Origin of the sequence: Streptomyces sp. NPDC097640, assembly GCF_040302705.1 — a bacterium.
Classification (GTDB): domain Bacteria; phylum Actinomycetota; class Actinomycetes; order Streptomycetales; family Streptomycetaceae; genus Streptomyces.
The window spans coordinates 161,139-184,771 of sequence record NZ_JBEOSB010000014.1; the positions used below are offsets into that span (position 1 = coordinate 161,139).

General features: G+C 72.6%; 23 protein-coding genes. 15 read left to right on the forward strand and 8 right to left on the reverse strand.

The features are described from left to right. The first annotated feature begins 164 nt into the window (after positions 1–164). The 4 genes from ABTY62_RS23215 (at position 165) to ABTY62_RS23230 (ending at position 4,761) form a co-directional block, all read left to right on the forward strand. Entirely contained in the window at positions 165–1,196 is a 1,032-nt protein-coding gene (locus ABTY62_RS23215; protein ID WP_352131331.1) for a DUF4429 domain-containing protein, read from the forward strand. 87 nt (positions 1,197–1,283) lie between these two features. Continuing rightward, positions 1,284–2,723 (forward strand): sensor histidine kinase, encoded by a 1,440-nt coding sequence (locus tag ABTY62_RS23220; protein WP_352131332.1) that lies wholly within the window; start codon positions 1,284–1,286, stop codon positions 2,721–2,723. Continuing rightward, positions 2,720–3,394: a response regulator gene (locus ABTY62_RS23225; protein WP_311722757.1), complete on the forward strand. Its 675-nt coding sequence runs from the start codon at positions 2,720–2,722 to the stop codon at positions 3,392–3,394. Before ABTY62_RS23220 ends, ABTY62_RS23225 begins: the two co-directional genes overlap by 4 nt. A gap of 161 nt (positions 3,395–3,555) precedes the next feature. Then, the gene (locus ABTY62_RS23230) at positions 3,556–4,761 is read left to right on the forward strand and encodes an alpha/beta hydrolase (RefSeq protein WP_352131333.1); all 1,206 of its coding nucleotides are present in this window, start codon (positions 3,556–3,558) and stop codon (positions 4,759–4,761) included. Positions 4,762–4,820: 59 nt separating this feature from the next. Here the strand turns inward: ABTY62_RS23230 and ABTY62_RS23235 are convergent, their stop codons facing one another. Together ABTY62_RS23235 and ABTY62_RS23240 are read right to left on the reverse strand one after the other, a co-directional pair. Next, positions 4,821–5,756 carry a DUF5829 family protein gene (locus ABTY62_RS23235; protein ID WP_502997502.1) on the reverse strand — a complete coding sequence of 312 codons (936 nt, stop codon included), beginning with the start codon at positions 5,754–5,756 and terminating at the stop codon, positions 4,821–4,823. 207 nt (positions 5,757–5,963) lie between these two features. Beyond that, complete coding sequence (locus tag ABTY62_RS23240; protein ID WP_352131335.1) at positions 5,964–6,416, reverse strand: MerR family transcriptional regulator; 453 nt, start codon at positions 6,414–6,416, stop codon at positions 5,964–5,966. Between the two features lie 139 nt (positions 6,417–6,555). Here ABTY62_RS23240 and ABTY62_RS23245 point away from each other — a divergent pair, with 139 nt between their 5' ends. Further along, on the forward strand, positions 6,556–7,371 hold the full coding sequence (locus ABTY62_RS23245; RefSeq protein ID WP_352131336.1) for a serine hydrolase domain-containing protein: 816 nt from the start codon (positions 6,556–6,558) through the stop codon (positions 7,369–7,371). Between the two features lie 8 nt (positions 7,372–7,379). On the opposite strand, the gene ABTY62_RS23250 is transcribed toward ABTY62_RS23245, so the two are convergent. Beyond that, positions 7,380–8,066, reverse strand: coding sequence for a pirin family protein (locus ABTY62_RS23250; protein ID WP_352131337.1), 687 nt, complete (start codon positions 8,064–8,066; stop codon positions 7,380–7,382). A gap of 57 nt (positions 8,067–8,123) precedes the next feature. Here ABTY62_RS23250 and ABTY62_RS23255 point away from each other — a divergent pair, with 57 nt between their 5' ends. From ABTY62_RS23255 to fabF, 5 genes are all read left to right on the forward strand, one after another. Next, positions 8,124–9,308: a PucR family transcriptional regulator gene (locus ABTY62_RS23255; protein ID WP_311722752.1), complete on the forward strand. Its 1,185-nt coding sequence runs from the start codon at positions 8,124–8,126 to the stop codon at positions 9,306–9,308. Positions 9,309–9,397: 89 nt separating this feature from the next. Continuing rightward, positions 9,398–10,357: an ACP S-malonyltransferase gene (locus ABTY62_RS23260; protein ID WP_352131338.1), complete on the forward strand. Its 960-nt coding sequence runs from the start codon at positions 9,398–9,400 to the stop codon at positions 10,355–10,357. A gap of 13 nt (positions 10,358–10,370) precedes the next feature. Next, the gene (locus ABTY62_RS23265) at positions 10,371–11,381 is read left to right on the forward strand and encodes a ketoacyl-ACP synthase III (protein ID WP_352131339.1); all 1,011 of its coding nucleotides are present in this window, start codon (positions 10,371–10,373) and stop codon (positions 11,379–11,381) included. Between the two features lie 76 nt (positions 11,382–11,457). Next, positions 11,458–11,706 carry an acyl carrier protein gene (locus ABTY62_RS23270; RefSeq protein WP_311722749.1) on the forward strand — a complete coding sequence of 83 codons (249 nt, stop codon included), beginning with the start codon at positions 11,458–11,460 and terminating at the stop codon, positions 11,704–11,706. 71 nt (positions 11,707–11,777) lie between these two features. Next, entirely contained in the window at positions 11,778–13,040 is a 1,263-nt protein-coding gene (fabF, locus tag ABTY62_RS23275; RefSeq protein ID WP_352131340.1) for a beta-ketoacyl-ACP synthase II, read from the forward strand. 153 nt (positions 13,041–13,193) lie between these two features. Here fabF and ABTY62_RS23280 read toward each other — a convergent pair whose 3' ends face one another. Beyond that, positions 13,194–14,090: an NAD(P)-dependent oxidoreductase gene (locus ABTY62_RS23280; protein ID WP_352131341.1), complete on the reverse strand. Its 897-nt coding sequence runs from the start codon at positions 14,088–14,090 to the stop codon at positions 13,194–13,196. A 62-nt stretch (positions 14,091–14,152) separates the two neighbouring features. Further along, a complete protein-coding gene (locus ABTY62_RS23285; RefSeq protein ID WP_352131342.1) occupies positions 14,153–14,647 on the reverse strand; it encodes a DUF3145 domain-containing protein in 495 nt (164 codons plus the stop codon). 326 nt (positions 14,648–14,973) lie between these two features. Here ABTY62_RS23285 and ABTY62_RS23290 point away from each other — a divergent pair, with 326 nt between their 5' ends. Next, on the forward strand, positions 14,974–15,930 hold the full coding sequence (locus ABTY62_RS23290) for an SGNH/GDSL hydrolase family protein (protein WP_352131343.1): 957 nt from the start codon (positions 14,974–14,976) through the stop codon (positions 15,928–15,930). A 149-nt stretch (positions 15,931–16,079) separates the two neighbouring features. Here the strand turns inward: ABTY62_RS23290 and ABTY62_RS23295 are convergent, their stop codons facing one another. Beyond that, positions 16,080–18,578: a glycoside hydrolase family 3 protein gene (locus ABTY62_RS23295; RefSeq protein WP_352131425.1), complete on the reverse strand. Its 2,499-nt coding sequence runs from the start codon at positions 18,576–18,578 to the stop codon at positions 16,080–16,082. A gap of 162 nt (positions 18,579–18,740) precedes the next feature. Between ABTY62_RS23295 and ABTY62_RS23300 the strand changes: the two genes are divergently transcribed. Continuing rightward, positions 18,741–19,436 (forward strand): TetR/AcrR family transcriptional regulator, encoded by a 696-nt coding sequence (locus ABTY62_RS23300; RefSeq protein WP_352131344.1) that lies wholly within the window; start codon positions 18,741–18,743, stop codon positions 19,434–19,436. Between the two features lie 21 nt (positions 19,437–19,457). Here the strand turns inward: ABTY62_RS23300 and ABTY62_RS23305 are convergent, their stop codons facing one another. Then, positions 19,458–20,795: an alpha/beta hydrolase family protein gene (locus ABTY62_RS23305; protein ID WP_352131345.1), complete on the reverse strand. Its 1,338-nt coding sequence runs from the start codon at positions 20,793–20,795 to the stop codon at positions 19,458–19,460. Between the two features lie 122 nt (positions 20,796–20,917). Between ABTY62_RS23305 and ABTY62_RS23310 the strand changes: the two genes are divergently transcribed. Further along, complete coding sequence (locus ABTY62_RS23310) at positions 20,918–21,649, forward strand: DUF4232 domain-containing protein (protein WP_352131346.1); 732 nt, start codon at positions 20,918–20,920, stop codon at positions 21,647–21,649. 56 nt (positions 21,650–21,705) lie between these two features. Beyond that, on the forward strand, positions 21,706–21,978 hold the full coding sequence (locus ABTY62_RS23315; protein WP_352131347.1) for a type II toxin-antitoxin system Phd/YefM family antitoxin: 273 nt from the start codon (positions 21,706–21,708) through the stop codon (positions 21,976–21,978). A gap of 303 nt (positions 21,979–22,281) precedes the next feature. Here the strand turns inward: ABTY62_RS23315 and ABTY62_RS23320 are convergent, their stop codons facing one another. Continuing rightward, positions 22,282–22,887, reverse strand: a complete 606-nt coding sequence (locus ABTY62_RS23320; protein ID WP_352131348.1) for a TetR/AcrR family transcriptional regulator — start codon at positions 22,885–22,887, stop codon at positions 22,282–22,284. 70 nt (positions 22,888–22,957) lie between these two features. On the opposite strand from ABTY62_RS23320, the gene ABTY62_RS23325 reads away from it, so the two are divergent. Then, positions 22,958–23,608: an NAD(P)-dependent oxidoreductase gene (locus ABTY62_RS23325; protein ID WP_352131349.1), complete on the forward strand. Its 651-nt coding sequence runs from the start codon at positions 22,958–22,960 to the stop codon at positions 23,606–23,608. Positions 23,609–23,633 lie beyond the last annotated feature (25 nt).

Here is a 23,633-nt window from a genome sequence, read left to right on the forward strand (position 1 = left end):
CCCCAACTGACGGCCCGAACCGCCCCATCCGACTGCCCACACGGCCCCAGCTGACGGCTGGAACTTGAGCTGACGGCTGAAAATTAGCTGACGGCGCAAATTGATTTGACGCGCGTAACCTCCGAGGGGGGACGGGCGGGCCCCCGCCGCATACGATGAGCCGCATGGGTGATGTGCTGGCCGGTTTTCAGACCGTCTGGGAGTTCGACACCGACTCCGTGCTCATCCGCTTCGAACGGGGGATTCGTACGCCGAAGCTGCTTCAGGCGCTCGGCGAGCGTCGCGTCCCTTACGAGGCGCTGTCCGCGGTGGAGGTCACCCCCGGCAAGCGGGGGACCGTAGTGCTGCGCGCCGTGCCCAGACCCGGCGCCGACCCCTTGATGGACGCCGCCGACGGCCAGCTCAAGGACGGGGGCGACCCGTACCGCCTGGTGCTGCCCGCCGAGCGCGGCACGCTCGCGGAGTACTACGCCGAGGAGATACGCGCCGCCCTCGGCCCCGCGGCCGCCACCCCCGCCGAGTCCTATCTGGTCGCCGCGCCCGCGCCGCCGCTGTCGTTCAAGGCGTACGACGGCAAGGCGTCCTTCGACGGCAAGGCCGTCTCCTTCCGCTGGTTCTGGACCGGCGCCTCCTCGGCGAAGTGGAAGGTCGGGGACCAGCGCTTCCGGATCGACGACCTGTCGGGCGTCGAATGGCGCTCGCCGGAGTCCAAGGGGACCGGCGGCGGCTCCCCCAAGCAGGGGCGCAGCGGCTATCTGCGGCTGCTGGAGCGCGGCGCGGAGGACGGGCGCCCGGCCGCGCCCGGCGGCGGCGCGGCGCGTACGGGGGCACGGGCGGGCGCGCGTGCCGGCGCCGGCACGGGTGCGGCGGGTGCGATGGGTACGGCGGGTGCGATGGGTTCGGAAGGTCCCGCGGTCGCGACGCGGCCCGACCACGACCCGGCCGCGGTCGTCTTCGGCCTCGGCTACGGGCTGGTCCATGAGTCGCTGCCGTTCGCCGCGGCGGTGCTGGAGGCCGTCCAGGCCGCCACCCCGGACCCGGCCTCGGGCCTCACCCGCGCGACGGCCCGGCCCGGCCGCCGCGACCCCGCCGACATCGCGGACCGCATCCGCCACCTCGGCGAGCTGCACACGGCGGGCCTGCTGACGGACGACGAGTTCAGCTCGAAGAAGGCCGAACTGCTGGCGGAGCTGTAGGCACGGCCAAAGTCTCCGGCGCGGGCCCCGGACCTGATACCCCGGTATGACGTCCGGGCGCGCCGTCCCCCCTACGCTGTAGCCGCCATGTCCCAGCCCTCGCCCGCCCCCACGCCGTCCGCCGCCGCGCACGAGAGCCTGCTGTCGGTCACCCGGCGGCACCTGTCCGGCCTCGCCCGGGCGCTCGTGACGCCCTCGTACCCGGCGACCCCGCTGCTCGCGCGGTCGCCCAGGCGCTGGCTGCGGCGGCTGCCGTACGCGGTCGCGGGGCTGCTCACCATCATCCTGATCCCGACCACCGCCCAGCTCCTCACCAGGGACTACGGCCTGAACGGCGGGCTGGCCAGCGTGCTGGCCGCCGCCCAGGCCGCGCCGCTGCTGCTGGCCGTCACCCGCCCGCTGCCCGCCTGGTGGATCGCCTTCATCGCCGACACCGTCGGCTCGCTGGCGGTGTTGGGCTACGCCGACCTCCCCCAGCGGAGCTGGCCGTGGCAGCCGCCCAACATCATCGGCTATCTCTTCCTCCTCCTCTTCCTCGCGCTGCGCGAGCCCCGCCACACCCTGATGGCGGTCTGGCTGGTCACCGGCGGCGTGGGCGTGGTCCTGGGGATTCCCGGCGCGCGGTACAGCGACGGCTCCAATGTGCTGATGTTCGTGCTCGGCGGCGTGGTGCTGCTGGTCGGCGGCGCGCTGCGCGAGCGCGGGGACGCACAGCGGCGGCTGGCCGAGCAGGAGACGATCAGCGAGGCGGAGCGGGCCCGGCGCACCCTGCTGGAGGAGCGCGCCCGGATCGCGCGCGAGCTGCACGACGTGGTGGCGCACCACATGTCGGTGATCACGGTGCAGGCGGACAGCGCCCCGTACCGGATCGGCGGCCTGCCGCCCGAGGCGGAGCGGGAGTTCGGCACCATCGCGGCCACCGCCCGCGAGTCGCTCGCCGAGATGCGGCGGCTGCTGGGCGTGTTGCGCAGCGAGGACGCGCGCGGGGAGCGCGCGCCGCAGCCCGGTCTTGACCGGGTGCCGCAGCTGGTCGAGGCGACCGTACGGGCGGGGATCCCCACCACGCTGTCGATCGCGAAGGACGTGGCCGCGCTCGGGCCGCTGCCGCAGGCGGTGGATCTGTCGGCGTACCGGATCGTGCAGGAGGCCCTCGCCAATGTGGTGCGGCACGCGCCGGGCGCCCCGACGAACGTGTCGATCCTGACCTCCGCGGACCGTACGGGGCTGACCGTGCTGGTCGTCAACGGCCCGGCGAGCGGCGCGCCGGGACCGCCCCTGGAGACCACCGGCACCGGCCATGGCCTGGTCGGCATGCGCGAACGCGTCCGCCTGGTCGGCGGCACGCTGGACACCGGCCCGCTGCCCGACGGCGGCTTCCGCCTGGCGGCGCGGCTCCCGCTCGTCGAGGTGGCACAGCCCGCGGAAAACCCCGCCGACGGCGCCGACGGCGCGGCCCCGGAAGCCATGGAAACCACAGAGAGCACAGCAGGCGCAGCGAGCGCGGGAAGGGAACCACTCGCCCCATGACCATCCGGGTGATCATCGTCGACGACCAGGCCATGGTGCGGGCGGGCTTCGCCGCGCTGCTCTCCGCGCAGAGCGACATCGACGTGGTCGGCGAGGCCCCCGACGGGAAGCAGGGGGTCGACGTCAGCCGCAGCACCCACCCGGACGTCGTCCTCATGGACGTCCGGATGCCCGAGATGGACGGCCTGGAGGCGGCCCGTCGGATACTCGACCCGCCGGCCGGCGTCGTCCACCGCCCGAAGGTGCTGATGCTCACCACCTTCGACGTCGACGACTATGTGTACGAGGCGCTGCGCGCGGGCGCCAGCGGCTTTCTGCTCAAGGACGCCCCGCCCGCCGATCTGATCTCGGCGGTACGGGTCGTGGCCGCCGGGGAGGCGCTGCTCGCCCCCTCCGTCACCCGCCGCCTCATCGCCGACTTCGCCCGGCAGCGGCCCGCGCCGCGCAAGAACCTCGCCACGCGGCGCAGCGGGCTCACCCCGCGCGAGACCGAGGTGCTGGAACTGATCGCGCGCGGGCTGTCCAACCAGGAGATAGCCGAGTCGCTGGTGCTCGCCGAACAGACCGTCAAGACGCACATCGGCCGGGTGCTCGCCAAGCTGGGGCTGCGCGACCGCGCCCAAGCGGTCATCTTCGCGTATGAGTCGGGCCTGGTGACGCCCGGTCAATAGCCCGTCGCGTCAATAGCCCGCCACCCGCGCATCACCCCGGGTAGGGGCTACCCCCCCTACCCAGGTATGACCCGGGAGTTGGCTCCGGGGTGTGACGTTTCGCCACCCACCGCCTTCCTACGTTTCCCTCCGCCATCGAATGGACAGAGGGGGACGCGACCATGTCGCACACATCGGTCGGCAGGCACCGGGCCCGCAGCCTGATCACCGCCGCGCTCGTGGTCACCGTCATGGCGGGCACCGCCGGCTGGACCGTGGCCCATGAGCAGCAGGCCGTCACCGGACCGCCGCCCGGCACGGCCGCCTGGCGCGCGGACCACTCCCTGGGCCCCGGCGCCGCCGGCCGGCTGCCCGACCCGGCCACCGCCTCCCCCGCCGAGATCGCCCGGTTCTTCGCCGGGCTCGCCGCGGCCCAGCAGCGGACCCTGGCGCTCCGTCACCCGCTGGTCGTCGGCAATCTCGACGGCGCGCCCGTGGCGCTGCGCTACACCGCCAACGCCCTCGCGATCAGGGCGGAGCGCACCAAGGAGCGGGCCGCCGACCCCGAGAGCCCCCTCGTCGAGCGCTACACCGGGCTCCTCGCGCCCGGCCGCCGGATCCTGGCCTTCGACCCGCGCGGCCGGGGCCAGGTGGCCGAGGTGTACGGGGACCTGACGACCGCTCAGCGCACCGCGGTCCTCGTCCCCGGCTCCGACACCGACCTGGGGAACTTCGACCGTACGGACCACCACCCGTACGGCTCCGCGGCCGGCATGGCCAGGTCGCTGCGCGCGGAGATGGCCCGGGAGGCGCCCGGGGTCCGTACGGCCGTCGTGGTCTGGGTCGGCTACACCACCCCGCTCGGCCTCGGCCCGGACGCCGCCACCGGCCGCCTCGCGAAGGCGGGCGTGCCCCGCCTCGACCGCTTCCTCGCCGGTCTCGCCGCGACCGCGGGCGAGTCGGCGCAGGCCCCGCCGGCCGTCTTCTGCCACAGCTACGGCTCGGTGGTGTGCGGGCTGGCCGCCTCCGGCCTCGGCCGCGCCGAGATCTCCGACCTGGTGGTGTTCGGCAGCCCCGGCGTTCGCGCCGACGACGCCGCGGAGCTGGGCCCGGCCGCCCGGGTCTGGGCCACCCGCGACAGCTCCGACTGGGTCCGGCGGGTCACCGGCTTCGACTTCCTGGGCCTGGGCCACGGCCAGGACCCGACCGACCCGTCCTTCGGCGCGCGTGTGCTCTCCGCGGACCGGGCCCACGGCCACACGGGCTACCTCGCCCCCGGCACGGAGTCGCTCCGCAACTTCGCGCGGATCGCCCTCGGCCACTTCACAGCGGTCCACTGCGCGGAGGGCACGGGCTACGACCGCGACTGCCGCCACGGCCTGGCGTAACGCGGCGACGCCGGTCTGCATGGGTCCAGACCGGCGTCGCGCTGTGCTGTCGTGCGTTGTTACGGCTTGTCGAAGGTCCAGACGGCGCGGTCGCCGGGGCCCACGACGAGGGTCGAGTTGCCGATCCGCTCCTCGTGCCGGTCGTCCACCGACGCGTTGAGCGACATCTGGATCTGCTTGAGACCCACCTTGTCGGCCGAAACCACGTCGTACTGGATCGTGGTCAGGCCGTCCTTGACGATGGCACCGCCCGGGACCTTCTTGACGTCCAGCCCGCCGGCCTCGAACAGCGGCAGCTGCGTGTTGAGGTCGAGTTCGGTGACGGCGAAGCGGATACGGGTCAGGTCCCGCATCTGGTGGTCCTTGTAGGTGTCCGGCAGATAGCGCTGACGGGTTATGTCACCGGGGTAGGCCGCCGGACCGGTCTTGCTGCGCGGGTCGTCGAAGTACTCCTCCCGGTACTCCATCGCCCACGCGCCGAAGGCGTCATAGGGATAGTCGGCGACGGGGAACTGGACGCCGTCGAACCACGGCACCAGGACGCCGTCGCCGAAGTTACGCTGCTGGAGGAATTCGTCCAGCTTGTCGAAGCCCTTGTCCCGCAGCTTCTGGCTCACCTTCGCCAGGTCGCCGTCGTGCTCGGACGAGTACGCGACCGAGGTGGAGCCGAAGTTGCCGTCCTGGCCCGGCAGGTCGCCGGTCCCGAACAGCTCGATGTAGGTCTGGCCGCCGTAGAGGTAACGGCCCTTCCAGGTGAGGTTACCGCTGCTCGTGGTACGGACCTCGAAATTGGCGAAGTCCCGCAAAAAGTCCGAATTCTCGACGGCGTCGGCCGTCTCGCGGTCGACCACGCCATAGGAGTGGTTGTAATAGAGCAACTGCCCATCGGCCGACGACCGTCTCTCCGAGTCCTGCGCCGTCTTGGCACCGGCTTCGACGGTCCCGGTGAGGGCGACTCCGGCCACAACTGCGAGGCCGACAGTTGCTCGTAACATCCGACGAATAAACATGTCGGCGATCTTAGTGCGGCGGCGATCCCGAGCGGTAGATATTTTTGCTATTCGTTGAATAACCCCGGCGACGAGGGGCAGCACACAAGGCGAACAGTGGCCTGCGACACAAAAAGACAAAAGCGCCACGGGCGCCATGTCCGCTCTGCAATGCTTTTCCGGCGAGTTCCGGAAATTCATTACTCGCGGCTTTCAGACCCGCTCCGAGACCCGGCGCGCGTCGGCATAGATGTCGATCTTGAAGTCGAGGACATGCAGGGTGTCCTGGAGCTCGGCGATTCGCTGCCGCACGCTCTCCCGGTGCGCGGTCAGCAGCTCCTCCCGCTCGCCGAAAGTGTGCTCGCCCTCGCGCACCAGCTCGGCGTAGCGGACCATGTCCGCGACCGGCATCCCGGTCAGCCGGAGCTTGCCGACGAGGCTGAGCCAGTCCAGGTCCTTGTTGCTGAAGCGGCGCTGGCCGGTGTGGGTGCGGTCCACATGCGGCATCAGCCCTATCCGCTCGTACCAGCGCAGGGTGTGCGCCGTCAGCCCGGTGTGGGCGACGACCTCACTGATCGTGTAGCGGTCCTGTCCGGTGGGCCGGGGGTGGCCGACCGTCCCCGCGCATGCCTGCACCTTCACCGGCGCGCTCTCCAACACGGTCATACCGTCTCGCCACCCTCTCGCAGTCGCTGATCCGTAAACCCTCACGACGATCTCAACGCTATTGACTTGGAGTGCACTCCAAGCAAGCGCAGTTTTGGCGAATTCTTGGCCGGGTCCGCCCTTGGCTAGGCTCTGGGTCATGGAGAGCCTGCGGATGATCGAGAACTGGCCGGTACCCACGGCGGCCGCCGCCGTCGTGCGCGCGGACGGCACGGTGGCCGGATCATACGGCCCGGCCGACCGGCGCTTCCCCCTCGCCTCGGTCACCAAGCCGCTCGCCGCGTACGCCGCGCTGGTCGCCGTCGAGGAGGGCGCGGTGGAGCTGGACGAGCCGGCCGGGCCCGAGGGCTCCACGGTCCGCCATCTGCTCGCCCACACCTCCGGGCTCACCTTCGACGTGCACTGCGTGGCAGCTCCGCCCGGCACCCGCCGGCTGTACTCCAACGCGGGGTTCGAGGTGCTCGGCGACCACATCGCCAAGGCCACGGACATCCCGTTCGCCGAGTATCTGCGCCAGGCGGTGCTGGAGCCGCTGGGCATGACCTCCACCGAGCTGCCCGGCTCCCCCGCCAAGGACGGCGTCTCCACCACCGCCGACCTGGCCCGCTTCGCGGCCGAGCTCCAGGCCCCGCGGCTGCTGGCCGCCCAGACGCTGGCCGAGGCCACCTCCGTCGCCTTCCCCGGCCTCGGCGGTGTGCTGCCGGGCTACGGACATCAGCGGCCCAACGACTGGGGGCTCGGCTTCGAGATACGCGACGGCAAGTCGCCGCACTGGACGGGCGCCTCCTCCTCGCCGCGCACGTTCGGGCATTTCGGCCAGTCCGGAACGTTCCTGTGGGTGGACCCGGAGGCGCGCGCGGCCTGCGTGGCCCTGACGGACCGCGCCTTCGGCCCCTGGGCCGTCGAGGTCTGGCCCGCGCTGACCGACGCGATCCTCGCCGAGCTGCGCGCCTGACCCCGCGGTCAGCCGTACGAGGGCTCCGCGCGCATCGCCCACACCAGCAGCTCCGCATCGGTCAGGGCACGGGCCCGCTCACCCCGCGCGCCGGTGATCCGCGCCGCGTCCCCCGCCGTCAGCGTCTCCCCGGCGAGCTCCACCTCGCCCCGCACCACATGCGCGTACACCCAGGGCGCCACCGGCAGCTCCGCCCCCTCCCCGGCCGCCGGCCGCCACACGCCGAGCGCGGCGTCCGCCCGCTCCACGGCGTACGGCTCGGGGCCCGCCGGGCCGCGCACCACCTCGTACGCGGGCTCGGCGCCCGCGCCCGCCGAGGTGAAGCCGGCCACCGGGGCCAGCCACATCTGGACGAAGGTCAGCGGCTCGCGGCCCTCGTTGCGCTCGCTGTGCCGCACCCCGCCGCCCGCGCTGAGCCGCTGCACATCGCCGGGGCGCACCACGGTGCGGTGTCCGGCGGAGTCCTCGTGGGTGAGCTCGCCCTCGACCACCCAGGTGACGATCTCCAGGTCGCGGTGCGGATGCTCGGCGAAGCCCGCCCCCGGCGCCAGCCGCTCCTCGTTACAGGCCACGAGTGACCCGAATCTCACATTCTCCGGGTCGTAATACCCAGAAAAGGAAAAGGCGTGGCGCGTCTCGATGCCCGCCCCGTGTCCACCCCGGTACCGTTCACCGGCGCGCTGTACCCGCATCATCCGGCCCACGGTACCCACACCCACGCCCCCGTCACCCGATAAGGCAGTCTTGTCCTCGTGCCAGAACCAGCCGCGAACAGCCCTCATCCGCACAGCGCCACCCTGCGCCGCCTGGAGAAGTCCTCCGGGAAGCTCGCAGCGAGCGCTATCGCCCGCATGGACGAGCAGCTGCCGTGGTACCGCGCGATGCCACCCGAGAACCGGTCCTGGATCGGGCTTGTCGCCCAGGCGGGCATCGCGGCGTTCACCGAGTGGTTCCGGCACCCGGAGGCGCCGCAGGCCATCAGCACCGATGTGTTCGGCACCGCGCCGCGCGAGCTGACCCGGGCGATCACCCTGCGGCAGACCGTCGAGATGGTCCGCACCACGATCGAGGTCATGGAGTCCGCGATCGACGAGGTGGCGGCGCCCGGCGACGAGGCGGTGCTGCGCGAGGCGCTGCTGGTGTACGCGCGGGAGATCGCCTTCGCCACCGCGCAGGTGTACGCGCAGGCGGCCGAGGCCCGGGGCGCGTGGGACGCCCGGCTTGAGTCGCTGGTGGTCAACGCGGTGCTGTCGGGGGAGGCGGACGAGGGCGCGCTGTCCCGCGCCGCCGCCCTGGGCTGGAACTCGCCGGAGCATGTGTGCGTGGTGCTGGGCACCGCGCCCGACGGGGACAGCGAGCTGACCGTGGAGGCGATCCGGCGGGCCGCCCGCCACGCCAAGCTCCAGGTGCTCACCGGTGTCCTCGGCGACCGGCTGGTGGTGGTCGCGGGCGGCTCGGACAATCCGATCCAGGCCGCGAAGGCGCTGATCGGGCCGTTCGCGGCGGGCCCGGTGGTGGCGGGCCCGGTGGTGTCCGACCTGCTGGCCGCGACCAAGTCGGCCGCGGCCGCCGCGGCCGGGCTCAAGGCGTGCACCGCCTGGCCGGACGCACCGCGTCCGGTGCTCGCGGACGATCTTCTTCCGGAACGCGCGATGGCCTCGGACCCGGCCGCGCGTGAGCAGTTGGTGGAGGAGATCTACAGACCGCTGGAAGAGGCGGGCTCCGCCCTGCTGGAAACTCTGAGCGTATATCTGGAACAGGCAAGCAGTCTGGAAGGCGCGGCGCGGATGCTCTTCGTTCACCCGAACACCGTGCGCTACCGGCTACGACGTGTGACCGACGTCACCGGATGGTCTCCCTCCGACGTCCGGTCCGCGTTTACTCTGCGCATAGCCCTGATCCTGGGGCGTCTGACCGACGCGGACCCCCAGGTCTAGGTCTTTGTCGGACCCCAACAATTCCCTACACGGTTCTTCGTCCTTGTCCTCACGGGCGGGCGGGACCACCCACAAGAGAGAGTGTGAGGGTGCTCGTACTCGTCGCTCCCGGCCAGGGCGCCCAGAAGCCCGGCTTCCTGACCCCCTGGCTCGACCTCCCCGGCGTCACCGAACGGTTGACGTGGTGGTCCGCCGTATCCGGCCTGGATCTGATCCACTACGGCACCAAGGCCGACGAGGAGGAGATCCGGGACACCGCCGTCGCCCAGCCGCTGCTGGTGGCCGCGGCACTGGCCTCCGCCCAGGCGCTGTTCTCCGAGGGCGCCGAGGAGTTCCAGGGCTCGCTCGGCGCGACCGCGGGCCACAGCGTCGGTGAGCTCGCGGCGGCCGCGTTCGCCGGAGTGCTCACCGCCGAGGCCGCCATGGTGCTGGTCCGCCGGCGAGGTCTCGCCATGGCGGAGGCCGCGGCCCAGGCCGAGACCGGCATGGCAGCGGTGCTCGGTGGCGAGCAGGAGGACGTCGTCGCCCATCTGACCAAGCTCGGGCTGACCCCGGCGAACGTCAACGGCGCCGGCCAGATCGTGGCCGCGGGCACCGCCGAGCAGCTGGCCGCGCTGGCCGAGGACAAGCCTGAAGGGGTGCGCCGGGTCGTCCCGCTGAAGGTGGCGGGCGCGTTCCACACCGACCACATGGCCCCGGCGGTCTCGGCGCTCGAAACCCTGATCGCGGGCGCCCCCGTGGCCGATCCGCGCATCCCCTACGTCTCCAACCGGGACGGACAGGTCGTCACATCCGGCGCGGAGGTGGCCCAGCGCCTGGTGGCCCAGGTGTCCAACCCGGTCCGCTGGGATCTGTGCATGGAGACCTTCCAGCAGCTGGGAGCCACCGCGATCATCGAGGTGGCTCCGGGTGGCACACTCGTCGGTATCGCCAAGCGCGCCCTGCCGGGCGTCAAGACGCTGGCCCTCAAGACTCCCGACGACCTCGAGGCGGCCCGTGCGCTGATCGCCGAGCACGCTGTTCCGGTCGCCGACACCCCGGCCGAATAGGAGCTCCCAGAGCATGACTGCGAAGATCAAGCCCAGTAAGGGCGCCCCGTACGCGCGCATCCTCGGTGTCGGCGGCTACCGTCCGCACCGTGTGGTGCCCAACGAGGAGATCCTCAAGCACATCGACTCCTCCGACGAGTGGATCCGCAGTCGCTCGGGGATCGCCACACGCCACTGGGCCGGGCCGGACGAGACGGTGGCCGCGATGTCCGTCGAGGCGGGCGGAAAGGCCATCGCCGCGGCGGGCCTGACACCGGAGCAGATCGGCGGCGTGATCGTCGCGACCGTCTCGCACCTCAAGCAGACCCCCGCGGTGGCCACCGAGATCGCCCATCTGCTCGGCACCGGCAAGCCGGCCGCCTTCGACGTCTCGGCCGGCTGCGCGGGCTTCGGCTACGGCCTGACCCTCGCCAAGGGCATGGTCACCGACGGCACCGCGGAGTACGTCCTGGTCATCGGCGTGGAGCGGCTCTCGGACCTGACCGACCTGGAGGACCGCTCGACGGCCTTCCTGTTCGGCGACGGCGCGGGCGCCGTGGTCGTCGGCCCGTCCAAGGAGCCCGCCATGGGCCCGACCGTCTGGGGCTCCGAGGGCGACAAGTCCGAGACCATCACCCAGACGCTGCCGTGGGATGTGTACCGCGACCAGAAGGCCGACGAGGTACGCTTCCCCGCGCTCACCCAGGAGGGCCAGGCCGTCTTCCGCTGGGCGGTCTTCGAGATGGCCAAGGTCGCCCAGCAGGCCCTCGACGACGCCGGGGTCAGCCCCCAGGACCTCGATGTCTTCATCCCCCACCAGGCCAACATGCGGATCATCGACTCGATGGTCAAAACCCTTGATCTGCCGGAACACGTCACGGTCGCCCGTGACGTGGAGACCACCGGCAACACCTCGGCCGCCTCCATCCCGCTCGCCATGGAGCGGCTGTTGGCGACCGGGCAGGCGAAGAGCGGCGACACCGCGCTCGTCATCGGCTTCGGGGCGGGTCTCGTGTACGCAGCGACGGTCGTTACCCTCCCTTAGTCAAGATCCTTAACGCAGCCCCGAACAGCTCGGACGCTGCGCACTCACCGCAATCACCCGAAGAAGGAGCGCCGCAATGGCCGCCACCCAGGAAGAGATCCTCAAGGGCCTCGCCGACATCGTGAACGAGATCGCCGGCATCCCGACCGAGGACGTCCAGCTGGACAAGTCCTTCACGGACGACCTGGACGTCGACTCGCTGTCCATGGTCGAGGTCGTCGTCGCCGCCGAAGAGCGCTTCGACGTCAAGATCCCGGACGACGACGTCAAGAACCTCAAGACCGTCGGCGACGCCGCCGACTACATCCTCAAGCACCAGGGCTGAGCCCGAGCGCTTGTCGCCACCCGAGCGGTGGCAGGTCCAGCACCTTCTCTCCACGTAAAGTAGGAAATCCTGTGAGCTCGACCAATCGCACCGTGGTCGTCACCGGTGTTGGTGCCACGACGCCGCTGGGTGGCGACACCGCCTCCACCTGGGAGGGACTGCTCGCCGGGCGTTCTGGCGTCCGTCTCCTCGAAGAGGACTGGGCGGCCGATCTGCCGGTCCGCATCGCCGCGCGCATCGCGGTGGAACCAGGCACCGTCATCCCGCGTCCGCACGCCCGCAAGCTCGACCGCTCGGCGCAGTTCGCGCTGATCGCGGCCCGTGAGGCCTGGGCGGACGCCGGCTTCACCGCCAGGGCGGGCGAGGACCCGACGGTCGACCCCGACCGGCTCGGCGCGGTCGTGGCCTCCGGCATCGGCGGTGTGACCACCCTTCTCGACCAGCACGACGTGCTGCGCGAGAAGGGCGTCCGCAAGGTGTCCCCGCACACCGTGCCGATGCTGATGCCCAACGGCCCCGCGGCCAACGTCGGCCTTGAGGTCGGCGCCCGCGCCGGTGTCCACACCCCGGTCAGCGCCTGTGCGTCGGGCGCGGAGGCCATCGGCTACGCCATCGAGATGATCCGCACCGGCCGCGCCGATGTGGTCATCGCGGGCGGCACCGAGGCGGCCATCCACCCGCTGCCCATCGTGGCCTTCGGCAACATGATGGCGATGTCGAAGAACAACGAGGACCCGCAGGGCGCCTCGCGGCCGTACGACACCGACCGCAACGGCTTTGTGATGGGCGAGGGCGCCGGCATCGTCGTCCTGGAGTCGGCCGACCACGCCGCCCGCCGCGGCGCGCGGGTCTACGCCGAGGCCGTCGGCCAGGGCATCTCGGCCGACGCGCACCACATCACCCAGCCGGAGCCGTCCGGCAACGGCATCGCCCACGCCCTCCAGAACCTGGTCGAGTCCACCGAGCTCAAGCCGGCCGAGATCGTGCACGTCAACGCGCACGCGACCTCGACCCCGCAGGGCGATGTGGCGGAGCTGAAGGCGCTGCGCAAGGTCTTCGGCCACGACGTCGACCACATGGCGATCTCCGCCACCAAGTCGATGACCGGTCACCTGCTCGGTGGCGCGGGCGGCGTGGAGACGGTGGCCACGGTGCTGGCCCTGTACCACCGGCTGGCCCCGCCGACGATCAACCTCGACAGCCTCGACCCCGAGGCGGACGCCGACATCGTGCGCGGCGAACCCCGCCCCCTCCCGGCGGGCACCATCGCGGCGCTCAACGACTCGTTCGGCTTCGGCGGCCACAACGTGGTCCTGGCCCTCCGCACGGTCTGACCCCCCGGAGGGGCTTGATCTGCCCGTCAGGGCAGATCAAGCCCCTCCGGCGTTTGAGGAGCGGGGTCCGGGGCGGAGCCCAGGTTGTGGGAAGGGGCGGGTAGGGGACAAGGCCCGCCGCAGGCGCGCCCCGCCCCAGGAAGCCGCGGCGCGTCAGCCGAAGCTCGCGAAGTACGACGCCACCATGTCCTCCTCGCCATGCCCAAGCTCCGCCGCCCTCCGAAACCGCTCCGCCCCCGCGGCCACCACATCCATCCGCACCCCAGCCCCCTCCCCCGCCTCGACGATCAGCCGCGCGTCCTTCTCCGCGGTCCTGGTCGCGAAGCTGGCCTCCAGGCGGCCGTTCAGCAACTGGTCCGACTTGGCCCGCAGATAGCCCATGTCCAGCGCCCCGCCCGCGACGGCGTCCAGGAAGGCGCGCGGGTCCACGCCGAGCCCCTTGGCGAGGGCGAGCGCCTCGGCGGTGCCGTGGGTCACGGTGAGCACCCAGCTGTTGGCCACCAGCTTGAGCCGGCTGGCCGCGCCTTCCTCACCGTTGTCGCCCACCCACAGGGTCCGGCTGCCGATCCCCTCGAAGACGGGGGCCAGGACCGTACGGGCCGGCTCCGGGCCCGCGGCGAGCACCAGCAGCTGTCCGCTCTCGGCGGGCTGCTTGGTGCCCAGCACGGGGGCGTCGACGAAGACCAGCCCGCTCTCCCGGGCGAACGCGGCGAGGGCGTCGAGGCCGCCGAGGCCGGCGGTGGTGGACTGGGACCACACCATGCCGGGGCGCAGCGCCGGGGCGGCCTGCCGCATCGCGTCGAGGGCGGCGGGGCCGTCGTACAGCATGGTGAGGACGGCGTCGGCGCCGTCCACGGCCTCGGCGGGGGTGTCGGTGACGCGCACGCCGTGGGCGGCGAGCCCCTCGGCCTTGCTCCGGGTGCGGTTCCACGCGCGGACCTCGAGCCCGGCCCCGGCGAGGTTACGGGCCATGGGGAAGCCCATGATGCCGGTGCCGAGGACCGCGACGGATCGGGCGGGGCGGGGGGTGGGGAGGTTCTCGGTCGTCATGGCCGAACGCTAAGGCCTGGAGCGGACTCCAGGCCAAGGACGGGCCGGGTGACGTGCCGTACTCAGACCACCTGGTGGAGCCAGCGGACGGGCGCGCCCTCCCCCGCGTAGCGGAAGGGCTCCAGCTCGTCGTCCCAGGGCTTGCCGAGCAGCTTGGCGACCTCGGCGTGCAGATCGCTCTCCCCGCGCGCCGACCGCGCGAGCGCGGCGCGCAGCCGGTCCTCGGGGATCAGGATGTCGCCGTGCATGCCGGTGACGGCGTGGAAGATGCCCAGGTCGGGGGTGGAGCTGTAGCGCTCGCCCTCGGCCGTGGCGCACGGCTCGGCGGTCACCTCGAAGCGCAGCAGGTGCCAGCCGCGGAGCGCGGAGGCCAGTTTGGAGGCGGTGCCGACCTCGCCCTGCCAGGAGAACTCGGCGCGCCAAGTGCCGGAAGCGGCGGGCTGCTTGATCCAGTCGAGGGTTACGCGCACGCCGAGTACGCCCGCGATGGCCCATTCGACGTGTGGGCACAGCGCGCGCGGAGCGGAGTGCACGTACAGAACTCCACGTGTCGTCACCTGGGCCTCCTGTGCGGTTCGAGGTACGCCTTCCCCAGCGGCCTCGTGCCCGTATCGGTGACGCCCGGGACAGCACTAGACATTCTGCCCTAATGATCACCCTCGCACCAGCCCCGAGGTTACCAGCAGTGAAATTTCTCGGGCAGAATCCTTATGAAAACGGACAGCATGTGACGCCGGGTAACTTAGCCGTACCGGAACGCTCCCGTTCCCGCCAGGGGCGGAGCTCAACTGGCACGGGAAAAAGCTACCGCGCGGCGCGACCGGAGGAGTGACGTACCGTCGGTCCTGGACAGAATCACCCAACAGTCGGAGGGGGAACAGCCATGCGGGGCAGCGCAGCACGCCGGGTCCGGCCGACGCCCACGGCCGCACCTACGGCCACGACCACGACCCGTACCGCCACCCGAACCGCCACCCGAACCGCCGTCGCCGTGCTCACGGCGGGCGCCGTGCTCGCGTCGGGGGGCTGTTTCGGCGGCTCCGACGACGCCTCCCACCCGGGCGGCCCACGGGGCGGCAAGCGCCCCGCCGCCAAGCCCAGCGTCCTGTGGAACACCAAGCCCGGCTCCATCGCCTCCCTCGGGGACTCCATCACCCGTGGCTTCGACGCCTGCTCGGTGCTGTCCGACTGCCCCGAGGTGTCGTGGTCCACCGGGACGGAGGTGAACAGCCTCGCCCGCCGACTGCTCCCCGCCTCCTCCCGCTCCGGCGCGCGCAGCTGGAACTACGCCAAGACGGGCGCGGTGATGGCCGATCTGTCCGGGCAGATCCAGTCGGCCGTCGGCCACAAGCCGCAGCTGGTGACCGTCCTGATCGGCGCCAACGACGCCTGCCGGGACTCGGTCGACGACATGACCCCCACGGCCGCGTTCCAGGCCGCCTTCGGCGCCGCGCTCAAGACGCTGCGCCGCGAACTACCCAAGACCCAGGTGTACGTGGCCAGCGTGCCCGACCTGAAGCGGCTGTGGTCCGAGGGGCGCAAGAACGTGCTGGGCCGGCAGATCTGGAAGCTGGGGATCTGCCCGTCGATGCTGAAGGACTCCGACGCCACCGACCCGGCGGCGGTGGAGCGCCGCCGCCGGGTGGAGAACCGGGTGGACGAGTACAACACCGCGCTGAAGTCCGTCTGCACCCAGGACGCGCTGTGCCGGTACGACGGCGCGGTGCACAACTACCAGTTCTCGGAGGACGAGTTGAGCCGGTGGGACTGGTTCCACCCGAGCAAGGAGGGCCAGCAGCAGCTCGCCGACATGGCCTACCGCCGCATCACTGCTCCTTAGCTTGGCTCGGTTCGCCTCCGGGGCGCTACAGCCCCTGTCGACGGTCGACCGTGCTCGACCCCTCGTACCTCGGGGCCTCCGCGCGCTCTCCCTTTCGACAGCGGCCGCGCCCCTTCGGCTCACTCGCCGGTGATGGGGCCACACCCCGCTCAGGCCACCGTCACCGGGACGGACAGCGGGCGGTCGGCGACGCTGCGGCCCGCTTGCGCGGCGTACGCGCCGGGGACCAGCCGCCACGCGTGCGCCGCCTCGTCCCAGACCTCCGCGGCCCGGCGCGGCAGCACGATGTCGGCGCGGGCCCCCTCGCCCGGCCCGGCGGTGACGGAGGCGAACCCGGCGAGGCGGCGCACCGGGCGCTCCTCGCCGTCGCCCTCGGGCACCGCGAGATAGACCTGGACCACCTCGCGGCCCGCCCGCGCCCCGGTGTTGCGGACCTCGACGGTGAGCGTGCCCAGGGTGTCGCCGCCCGGCTCCGCCGCGGGGGTGAACTCGGCCGACTCATAGGACCATTCGGTGTACCCGAGGCCGTGGCCGAACCAGTACGCGGGGGCCGGGGTCGCCTCCGGCCGCTCGGCCGCGCGCCGCTCCCAGGCCCGGTAGCCGATGAACACGCCCTCGTCGTAGCTCAGCCGGCCGTCCGTCGGCCGGACCCGGCTCACCGGGGCGTCGGCCAGCCGGGCCGGCCAGGTGGTGGGCAGCCGCCCGCCGGGCTCCTCGGCGCCGAGCAGCACGTCCGCGAGCGCCGTGCCCGCGTCCTGCCCCGGGAACCAGCTCAGCAGCACCGCGGCGACGTCCTCGCGCCATGGCATCTCCACCGGCGAGCCGGAGTTGACGACCACCACGGTGCGGGTGCCGGTCGCGGCCACGCGCCGCACCAGCTCGTCCTGACGGCCCGGCAGCCGCAGGTCGGAGCGGTCGAAGCCCTCGCTCTCGACGCGCTCGGTGGTGGCGACCACCACCACGGCGACGTCGGCCGCCGCCGCTGCCGCCACGGCCTCCGCGATCAGCTCGTCGGCGTCGCGCTCGGGGGCGCGGTGCATCAGGCTCAGGGACACGGCCTGGAGCGGGGCGGCGGCCTCGTCGAGCCGGACGACCTCACAGGTGAGGCTGATCCGTACGGGCCGGCCCGCCGTCAGCTCGGCGGTCGCGCGCTGCTTGGGCTCGCCGAAGAACGCCTCGAAGGGGTCGCGCGCCTCCTCCATGTCCTGCACCCCGTCGTACAGCACCTCGTCGTCGACGGTCAGCCGGAACGCGCCCAGGCCGCGGGTGCCGAAGGAGTGGCGGCCGGACTCGCGCGGGGTGAAGGTGCCGGTGATCTCGACGGTGTGCAGCTCCTCGTACGTCACCCCCTCGGGGAAGTCGCCGAGCCACCGCACCTCGCCGTTCGGCAGCCGCGACTCCCCCAGCGTCCGCCCGTCCTCGGCGCGCACGACGGCGCCCAGCTCGAACCCCTGGGCGGCCGGGGCGAGTTCATCGGTGGGGTCGGCGCCGACGGCGTACGTCAGGACGCCCGGGGGCAGGGCGGCGCGCAGCCCCTCCAGCGGGGAGACGACGCGCTCGGGGAAGACCTGGGCGGAGCCGCCGCCGAGCACCCGGGCGTCGCGGGCGGCGGCGCCGAGCAGCGCGACGCGCGACACCCCGGCGGGGTCGAGCGGCAGGACCGGGCGACCCGGCAAGGCTGCGGCGGGCTCGTTGCGCAGCAGGACGAAGGAGCGCCGGGCGATCTCACGGGCCAGCGCCTCGCCGTCCACGGCCTCCGGCCGGTCGGCGGCGGCCACGGCCGGGGCTTCCCCGTCCAGGCCCTCCAGCGCCCCGACGCGGGCGGCCAGGGTCAGCACCCGGCGCACCGCCTCGTCCACGTCGGCCTCGGGGACCTCCCCGGCCCGTACGGCGGCGGCCAGCGCCTCGCCGTAGACGGTGCGCGGTCCCGGCATGGCGACGTCGAGCCCGCCGAGCAGGTCCCGCACGGTGTCGCGGGCGGCCAGCCAGTCGGAGACGATGAAGCCGTCGAACCCCCACTCACCGCGCAGCACCCCTTGTTGCAGCTCGCGGTGTTCGGTCATCGTCGAGCCGTTGACGCCGTTGTAGGCGGCCATGACGCCCCAGGGGCGGGCGTTCTTGACGATGGCCTCGAAGGGGGCCAGGTACAGCTCGCGCAGGGCCCGGGCGCCGACCCTGTTGTCGACGGTGAAGCGCTCGGTCTCGGCGTCGTTGGCGACAAAGTGCTTGACGGTGGTGCCCACCCCGCCCTCCTGGACGCCGGTCACATATCCGGTGCCGATCTCGCCGGTGAGGTACGGGTCCTCGCTGTACGCCTCGAAGTGGCGGCCGCCCAGCGGCGAGCGGTGCAGGTTGACCGTCGGCGCCAGCAGCACGTGCACGCCCTTGCGGCGGGCCTCCTGGGCGAGGAGGTGGCCGGCGCGGCGGGCGAGGGCGGGGTCCCAGGTCGCGGCCAGGGCGGTGGGGCTGGGCAGGGCGATGGACGGGTCGTCGGCGCTCCAGTGCACCCCGCGCACGCCGATCGGGCCGTCCGACATCACCAGCGACCGCAGCCCGATCTCGGGGACGGCGGGCAGCGACCACATGTCCTGGCCGGAGAGCAGCCGCGCCTTGGTGTCCAGATCGAGCTTGCCGAGCGCGTTCTCCACGGCCTTCACCGCGCCACCTCCTGATCACTGCTGACGGTTCAGGCCATGGTGGCCGTAACCGACCCCGATGACCTGTAGCCGAGTAGGCATAGTTACCTTTTCGTTATGCACTTTCGGCTGGCCGCGCCGATCCGGGAATGCCGTACGGTCGGGCGACGGCATATGACAAACGGCACGAGCGGGAAGGCGGAGACGGCGATGGCCGAGGGGACGCGGGGCGGCGGGGGTGGCCGGGGCGGTGGCGGCTACGGCGGCCGTGGCCCCGGCGGCACCAGACGCGGGGCGCGCGGCGAGGAGCGGCGCGCCGAGATCGTACGCTGCGCGCTCGAGGTCATCGCCGAGCGCGGCTACCGGGGCGCCACCCTGGGCGCGGTCGCCGAGCGCGTCGGCCTGACCCAGCAGGGCCTGCTCCACTACTTCCCCACCAAGGAGTCGCTGCTCGTCGCGGTGCTCGAGGAGCGCGACCAGTGGGACACCGGGTCGGCGCGGAAGGGCGAGTCGGGCGCCTGGCCGCTGGATCTGCTCGCCTCGCTGGTGGAGTACAACGCCATGCGGCCGGGCATCGTGCAGACCTTCTCCGCCCTCCTCGGCGAGAGCGTCACCGAGGACCACCCGGCCCGCGAGTACTTCGCCCAGCGCTATGAGCATGTGCGCGCCGACATGGCAGCCACCCTGCGCGGCGAGTTCGGCGACCGGCTGCCCGGCGGGCTCACGCCCGAGGAGGCCGCGCCGCTGCTGGTGGCGGTGATGGACGGGCTCCAGTACCAGTGGCTGCACGACCCGGAGGCGCTGGACATGCCCGCCGCGTTCCGGTCCTTCCTCTCCCTGCTGGGGCAGCCGGCGCCGCCGCGCGGCTGACGCCCGTCGTCGTCACCGGGCTCAGCCGATGAACGCCACATCCGGGTGGCGCGGGGACGGCCCGTCCAGCAGCGGCCGGTGCAGCCCGCGCAGATGCCGGTCGAAGAACGCCGTGAGGTACGCCCGCCGGCTCGCCGAGAAACGGGCCGGGTCCACGGTGCCGATCATCTGCTTCCGCAGCCCCGCCGGCAGCGTCAGGCGCTCGGCGAGGGCGGGGAGGACGATCTCGTAGTCGGTGAACGAGTTGTGCTCGGCCGCCCGGGTCCACAGATCGCGCTTCCAGCCCGTGGAGTTCTGCCACAGCGCCCGCCACGACGGCGAGTGTTCATGGGTGTGCGGCAGCCGCTCCGACGTGGTGTCCAGCCACGCGCCCATCAGCAGAAACGGCCGGTCGAGCCCGCTGTGCGCGACCGGCAGCAGCAGATCGGGGTCCGCCCAGTCGTAACCGAGCGGCCCGTCCAGGTTGACCCCGGCGCGGATCCGGTGGTCAAGACGCATGGCCTCCGCCGTCGTCATCCCGCCGAGCGAGTGGCCGAACATCCCGACCCGCCCCATGTCCAGCGCCGCGCCCAGCCCGCCGGGCAGCCGTCGCCGTCCGGCGTCCGGGTTGTCTCCGCGCGCCAGCGCCTCCAGCCGGTCCAGCACGAACCGGACATCGGCCACGCGCACCTCCAGCGCGGTCTTGTTCCGCTCGGCCACCGGCTCGATCCTGCCGATCTCGGACGACGCCTCGACGACCCTGCCGTCCGGGAACTCCACCGCGTGTGCCTCGTAGGTCGGGTCGACGGTCACCACGACATAGCCCCGCGAGGCCAGTTCCACCACCGCGTCGGTGTCCAGCGTGCGCTCGTTGTACATCCCGGGCGAGTACAGCACCACGGGCCTGGGCGCCGGCCCGGGCGCCGCGTCCACCCCCTCGCGGGCATGTGTGGTGAACCCGGCCCAGTCGATGGCACCGGGCTCGATCCGGAGGATCCGCGCGGCGCCCGCCCCGAACGCCTCGGCCGCGCCCGCCCGCATATACGGGGCCGAGGCCCCGTCCGCCCCCTGCCGCGCCGGGTACCACACGCTCACCATGAGCTCCCGGTCCCCGGGCCCCCACCGCTCCTTCCGCCCCTGGTCCACGAGGTGCAACTCGGTCATCCCGACCGGGTGGCGGCCGGTGGGCGCGGGCAACTCGACCCGTACGGGATCGCCGTCGCGCGCCTGTTCTTCGCCGCCCTTGCGGCCCTTGCCGGAGGTCACCGCTCCGGAGGCGAGGGAGGCGGACCCGAGGGCCACCGCGGCCCCCGTAGCGGCCAGGCCGCCGATCAGTTGACGCCGGGAGAGCCGCGGCGCGGTGGAAGTCATGAATCGCATGCCCCGACTCTGGCCCGGCACCGGACCCCCGCCCCACTGCCGATCGCCAGGTCCGCATCTGACTTTCGTCGGGTGCCCGCGACACCGCTCGAACTCACGCCCGACCGTGCGAGGATGACGCCATGACGACAAGTGGCCCAGAGGCCGACAGACCGACGGCCCCGGCCGCACCCCGTAGGTCGCCCCTTCGCCACCGGGCCGCGCTGGCCACGACGGCGGGCCTGCTCGGCCTGCTCACCGCCTGCGGCACCAAGCCCGCCTCCGAGGCGGTCGCCGCCCCCGCCCCGCCGCCCGCCCCCGTCGCCCCCGACCGCCTCCAGGACGGCCCCCGCTACGGCGACCTGACGACCGCCACCCCCACCGCGCCGCCCACCTGCTCACCGGCCGGCGTGTCCGTCCGGGGCGAGGAGCCAAGCGCCGCGATGGGCCTGCGCGTCATGACCCTGGAGCTGGTCAACTGCGGTAAGAAGACGTACACGCTGAACGGCTATCCGGCCATCCGCGTCCTGGACGAGGACGGAAAGCCACTGGACATCCGCGTCAGCCACGGGTCTGCGGGCATCGCCACCCTCGACAACTTCGACGCCGCTCCGCGGCCGGTCACGCTGCGGCCCGGCGAGAAGGCGGTGGCGAGCCTGGTGTGGCGGAACACCGTGACCGACGCGACGACCCCTGCGGTCACCGGCAGCCAGGTGGAGGTCACTCCGGCCACGGGGCGCCCCGCGCACACGGTGACCGAAATGCTCGACCTCGGCAACACCGGCAAACTGGGCGTAAGCCCCTGGTCCGCCCCGGAGAAGACGCCCTCGACCAGCCCGTCTCCCGGACAGAGCTCCGGGGCCACCGCGCGGTAGTCAAGGGCGCCGCTCGCCCGGGCACTCATGTACATGGCCGTGTGTACCCTGCCCGCATGGACGAGAACACCGTGACCGTGCGGGAAGCCCGAGCGCATCTGGCCGACCACATCAACCGTGCCGAGCAGGGCACACCCACGGTGATCACTCGCAACGGCGTGCCGGTGGCGGCTGTGGTATCCATCGCGGAATTTGAGGCGTTGGAAGAAGCAGCCGATGTGCTGCTGGCCCGTGAAGCAGAAGCGGTCCTGGCCGAAGGCGCCCCCACCACAACCATGGCCGAGTTGCTGGCAGAGCTGTTCGCCGAGCCCGCCCAAGGTGCCGCGTGAAGCACGCGTTCCGGCTCGCGCGAGGAGGGTAGCCAACGGGCGTCGGCTACCCCCGCCGCTCAGTCGCCGTCGATCTCGACGTCGATGCCCATGTCCTCCAGGGCGTCTTCCAGCTCGTCGAGCACCTCGTGGACCTCGTCCTCCTGGTCATCGGACACGGTGGTGGTCCGCCTTTCGTCAAAGAAACGCACACGGGCCCCACGGCTGCGAGACCGCCCGCATCATACGCAAGGCCCTTCGGCGACAGCGCAGTTGGCACGCGTCCCGAGAGGCCCCCCGATAGGCCTCCCGGGGGTGGCGGGCTCACCCGACCGCCGCCCACACCGTACGGGCCACGGCCGGCGCGAACTCCGCCACCGGCTGCACCGCCTCCTCGCCCGAGAAGTGCAGAAAGAACGCCCGCTGGAAACAGGCGCCGAGCAGCAGCGCGGCAGCCGCGCGCGGGTCGGCGTCGGCCCGGATCCGCCCGCGTTCGCGCTCCCGCCGCAGATGGCCGGTCAGCGCCTCCAGCACCATGTGCGGGCCCCTGCCGATCTGCTGGATGCCCTCCCGGTGGCGGTTGAGCAGCGCCGGCTCCGCGAAGAGGGAGGCCGCCATCGGCATGGCGTCGGCGTAGAAGAGCGAGGCGTGGCGGGCGATCTCCGCCAGGCACTCCTCGACGGTGCGCTCCCCCGGGTCGCCGGTGAGCGCGGCGAGAAGCGGCCCGGCGTTGGGCGAGCGCTCGGTGAGCACCCGCACGAACAGCTCCTCCTTGTTCGCGAAGTGCTTGTAGAGCGCCGCCTCCGAGCAGCCCGCCTCGCGTGCGATGGCCTTGGTGGTGGCGTTGGCCAGTCCGGTGGTGCGCATCAGCTTCTCGGCGGCGTCCAGCAGACGCTCCGGGGTGGGCCGATTTGACTTCGGGGTGAGCATTCACTCACCCTACCGGAGACGGGGGTGAGTAAGTACTCACTCACCCCCCCTGGCCCCTGAAGGGAACCCCATGAAGCTCACCGTGTTCGGCGCCACCGGCGGCGTCGGCCGTCACGTCGTGCAGCAGGCCCTCGACTCGGGACACCAGGTGACCGCGGTGGTGCGCGACCCCGCGCGGCTGCCCGTCCCCGCCCATCCGCGGCTCGAGGTGGTCACCGTCCCCGACCTCACCCACCACGAGCCGCTGCTCCCCCACGTGGCCGGCCGGGACGCGGTGATCTCCGCCGTGGGCCCGACGAACAACGCGCAGGCCAAGAGCACCCCCATCGCCGGCACCGCCCTGCGCTCGATCGCCACGGCCATGGACCGGGCGGGCGTACGCCGGCTGTCGGCCATCAGCGCCGCCCCGGTCGGCCCCGTGGCCGAGGGCGAGGGCGCGCTCACCCGCGTGATGGTCTATCCGCTGCTGCGCAGGATGCTGCGGGACCTCTACGCGGACCTGGCGGCCATGGAGCAGGCGATCAGCGCGAGCAACACGCAGTGGACCGTCGTACGGCCGCCCAAGCTCACGGACAAGCCCCACACCGGCACGTATCGACGCGTGATCGGCGACAACGTCCCGGGCGGCATGACCATCAGCCGCGCCGATGTGGCGGACGCGCTGCTGACCTGCCTGGCCGACCCGGACACGGTGCGCCACACGGTGGGGATAGCCAACTGACCGTGCGCCACGCCGGCTGACACCA